The sequence below is a fragment of the Deltaproteobacteria bacterium genome (assembly GCA_011773515.1).
Taxonomy (GTDB): domain Bacteria; phylum Desulfobacterota; class Deferrimicrobia; order J040; family J040; genus WVXK01.
Map to the genome: position 1 here is coordinate 430 of WVXK01000084.1, position 3,645 is coordinate 4,074.

The following is a 3,645-nucleotide window of genomic DNA, read 5'->3' on the forward strand; positions in this document are numbered from 1 at the left end:
TGACGAAAAACATGGGACAATGAAATAAGAGCGAGGGGTATCCTATTTATCAGAAACGAATATCCGGGGGTAGTGAGTATGCAGAGCAACAGGCATATTGCAAGAACAATCATCGCTTTTCTCATTCCCATGATGACCATCTCGTTGCTTTTCGGCTGCAAGTCAAAGCCGCCCAAACACAAAGAAACTGTCACACTAGAACCCGTTGCCTTTTCCGATGCGCAGTGGACAGGCCTTGCTGTATCAAAAGAGGGACGGCTGTTTGTCAACTACCCCCGCTGGTCTGAGAACGTGCCCGTATCCGTCGCGGAACTTGCAGAGGGCACACCGGTCCCGTACCCCGATACTGCCATGAATGACTGGAAAGAGGGTAAAGACCCAGCCACACATCTTATCTGCGTGCAGGCGGTATTCGTAGATGAGAAAAACAGGCTGTGGATCCTCGATCCAGCCAACCCCCGGTTCAAAGGGGTCATCCCGGGCGGCCCCAAGTTGCTCCAGGTGGATCTGGCCACCGATACCGTTACACGAACATTCCGCTTCGGTTCCGATATTGCCCCCCAAAACAGTTATCTCAACGATATCCGCATCGATACGCAAAGAGGGTTCGCGTACATGACGGATTCGGGAAATGGCGCCCTCATCGCACTTGACCTGAAAACGGGCAAAGCACGCAGGGTCCTGGACAACCACCCTTCCACGGCCTCCGAAGATGTGATCCTGACTATCGGCGGCAAACAGTGGATCTTAAATGGCAGGCAACCCAGGGTCCACGCAGATGGGATTGCCTACGACTCCAGGGCTGACTTCGTCTACTACCAGGCGCTTACCGGGCGCACCATGTATCGAATTGCCGCGTCACAGCTGCGCGGGTTCGACCTTCCAGAGAAGGCGATCGAGGAACAGGTTGAAAAAGTCGGTGAAACGGGCGCCTCCGACGGACTTATCTTTGGGCCGGACAACAAGGTCTACATCTCTGCGCTGGAACATGACGCTATCTTCCGCACAAACATGGAAGGAAAAGTGGTGACCGTCATTAAGGACAAGGCAATTGCATGGCCTGACTCGTTCAGTTTCGGGCCCGACGGCAAATTGTATTTCACAACGTCCCGTATTCATGAAGGAGCTGCCCCGAAAGGGCAATATGGTATTTACCGCATCAGCTTACCGAAGTAGCATCTAAAATTGTCTTTGACGGGAACCCGGCAATCCTGCTAAAACACTGTCAAAGCTGAGCTTCACCCGGCTTGATTTTTCAATCAGAAGAGGGGGCAGGGTCGGTCGCGTATCTTTGGAAAATGTGAGAAAATGGGAACTGACCCCATTAGTCCGCGAACTTTTCATTTCTCTTTGAAAAGCCTGACCCGCTCGAGACCTGAAATGGAATCATTCCACCTCAAAAGGTTCATCTTGTAATCCGCCGCAGAAACGTCGTACCGCACCTCCACGCAGGCGAACTCGTTCTCCTCTTTCAAAAGCATTTCCTCATGATTCGAAGCGAAGGACTTCGTCCAAGTGCCCGAATTAAAGTACTCGATCTTTTTCCGGTCCTTTTTAGCCAGGCATACTAAATCCGCCTCGTGGGTATGGCCGAACACCACGTATCTTCCCCCCGTTATTCTCTGTATCTCTCTCGCCTTGCGACGGTAATAGTCTCTCCCGTGATCCCCGGGAAGGAGGAATCTTCTCAAAAGTTTGAGCCCCCTTTCATTATGGATGGCCGAGGGGACCCAAAGCTTTTTCAGGGACGTGAGTATCTCAACACCGAGACCGCTTTTCTCAGACATCTCTTCGAGAATTTCCCTCTGCTTTCTCTCCTGTTTCTCCTTCCAGGCGGGATCCATGGGCCCGGCCTTCTTGAAAATCTCAAAGAAAAAGTTCAGGTAGGTGGGGATCTTTAACCAGCTCAGGGGATGGAAAAGAACCCACCGGAAAAATCTGGAGACGGGTTTCATATTGTCGGCGAAAGGGTAATCCATCTCGACCTCGTTGAAAAGGTACCTGACAAAGAAGGATCCTGCGGGCAGGTCTATCGTTCCGTCTTCCCTGTATGGGTGGAGAAGGTAGTCGAAGGAATTAAGCGGATCGTACTGGTTGCCGTGCTCCACGAAGAGCGAAACATCGGAATCATAATAAAACCAGGGGGAAAAGGTTATTTTTTCCGAAATTTCCCCACTATCGGTCAATTCAGACATCTTTCTCCTGAACGCATCCTGCACTTCGGGAATCATCCACTCGATATCGTGATTTCCTGGAACGATGACCAGCTCATTTCCTGCCGATAAAAAATCTGCCAAAGCACCGAAGAACTTCCAGTGGCCTTCGAACAACACGTTAAGCTTCCAGAGGGTCTTAAAAGTCGAAGTACCCAGGCCGTACCTTATTTCACGAGCTGTGACCGCCTCCCCGTTAACCTCCTGCTTTTCAGGCTGGATCTTAAACTGGAGAAAATCAGCGAAATCGCCGTTGATGATGATCCGTATCTTCTCATCCTCTTTCCTGAGAGATTTCAGATGGTGTAAAAAACGCGTGAAGGCTTCATCGAAGAAAAAATCCTCGATGCGGGATATCCTGCACGTTTCCGGGTCCCAGCCCTCGGAGAGATGGAGGTCCGAAAGGATAATCGTTCTGGTTCGCATAGACAATTCCTCCATTCACTACAATTTCACTTATTCTACTAATTCTTTATTCCATGATTTTATTTTCGTCTTTAACCTTCTTCTCACGGGTGGTCAGGGTCAGTTCCCATTTTCTCAGATTATTCCCTATTTACCCATCCCGTAGTTTGTTTCACTGGAATCTGGATTCGTTCTTGATTCTTGGGGCGGCGGGAAAATGAGAAAAAGATGAGGATATGGGAACTGACCCCATTCAAGGCAGCAATTACATCACCTAATCCTGATCAACGAAGATTAACCGGTCCACATCAAAACCCAACTGCCTGGAGGTTTCCACAAAGAGGTCCAGCACGTCCTTATCCACCTTCGGTGTCCTCGCAAGGAGCCAGAGGTACGACTTTTTCGGGCCCGAAATGAAGGCATACTGATATTTTTCCCTGTCCAGCCCGAACACTATGTAGGATCCATAAAACGGCCCGAAAAACGAGACCTTCAAATACCCTTCGTCCCGGCTCCTGACGAAATACGCCTTTCCCGTAACTTCTTTCCACTTATTATCCGAGGCGGAAAATCCCCTGTTGATGACCTTTACCCCCCCGTCTTCCCGGAGGGAGTATTCCGCGGTAACCTTCGTGAGCCCCCGCTCGAAGGAGTGGTCCAGACGGGCTATCTCATACCATTTCCCCAGGTACCTGTCGAGGTCGAATCCACCTACGGGCTGAACATTCTCCGGCAGGCCCACACATCCCCCCAAAGTAAGCGCTATGATCAGAACCAGCAGCCTTTTCATCATCATTGAATTGTCAGGGTCAGTTCCCATTTTCTCATATTCTTAAGATATGGGAACTGACCACGGGGGCTTTTATGAACGCGATCGTGCAAAACGGTTACGGCTCACCGGTCGTCTTCGAGCTGAAGGAGATCGAAAGGCCGGTGGTCAGGACGGTAGGTATCCCCCATCTTCTTCTGAATGATCGCGATCCACATGGGAAAGCCCCCGATGAGACCGGCGAGGATCACGATCGAG

At 50.5% G+C, this 3,645-nt stretch carries 4 protein-coding genes; 2 read left to right on the forward strand and 2 right to left on the reverse strand.

What is annotated here, in order from left to right; all coding sequences use genetic code 11:
• The first annotated feature begins 78 nt into the window (after positions 1 to 78).
• Entirely contained in the window at positions 79 to 1,176 is a 1,098-nt protein-coding gene (locus GTN70_09430) for a hypothetical protein (protein NIO17204.1), read from the forward strand.
• A 164-nt stretch (positions 1,177 to 1,340) separates the two neighbouring features.
• On the opposite strand, the gene GTN70_09435 is transcribed toward GTN70_09430, so the two are convergent.
• Positions 1,341 to 2,639, reverse strand: a complete 1,299-nt coding sequence (locus GTN70_09435) for a hypothetical protein (protein ID NIO17205.1) — start codon at positions 2,637 to 2,639, stop codon at positions 1,341 to 1,343.
• A 253-nt stretch (positions 2,640 to 2,892) separates the two neighbouring features.
• The gene (locus GTN70_09440) at positions 2,893 to 3,408 is read right to left on the reverse strand and encodes a lipocalin (GenBank protein NIO17206.1); all 516 of its coding nucleotides are present in this window, start codon (positions 3,406 to 3,408) and stop codon (positions 2,893 to 2,895) included.
• A 74-nt stretch (positions 3,409 to 3,482) separates the two neighbouring features.
• Between GTN70_09440 and GTN70_09445 the strand changes: the two genes are divergently transcribed.
• A partial coding sequence (locus tag GTN70_09445; GenBank protein NIO17207.1) for a hypothetical protein occupies positions 3,483 to 3,645 on the forward strand: 163 nt, incomplete at its 3' end.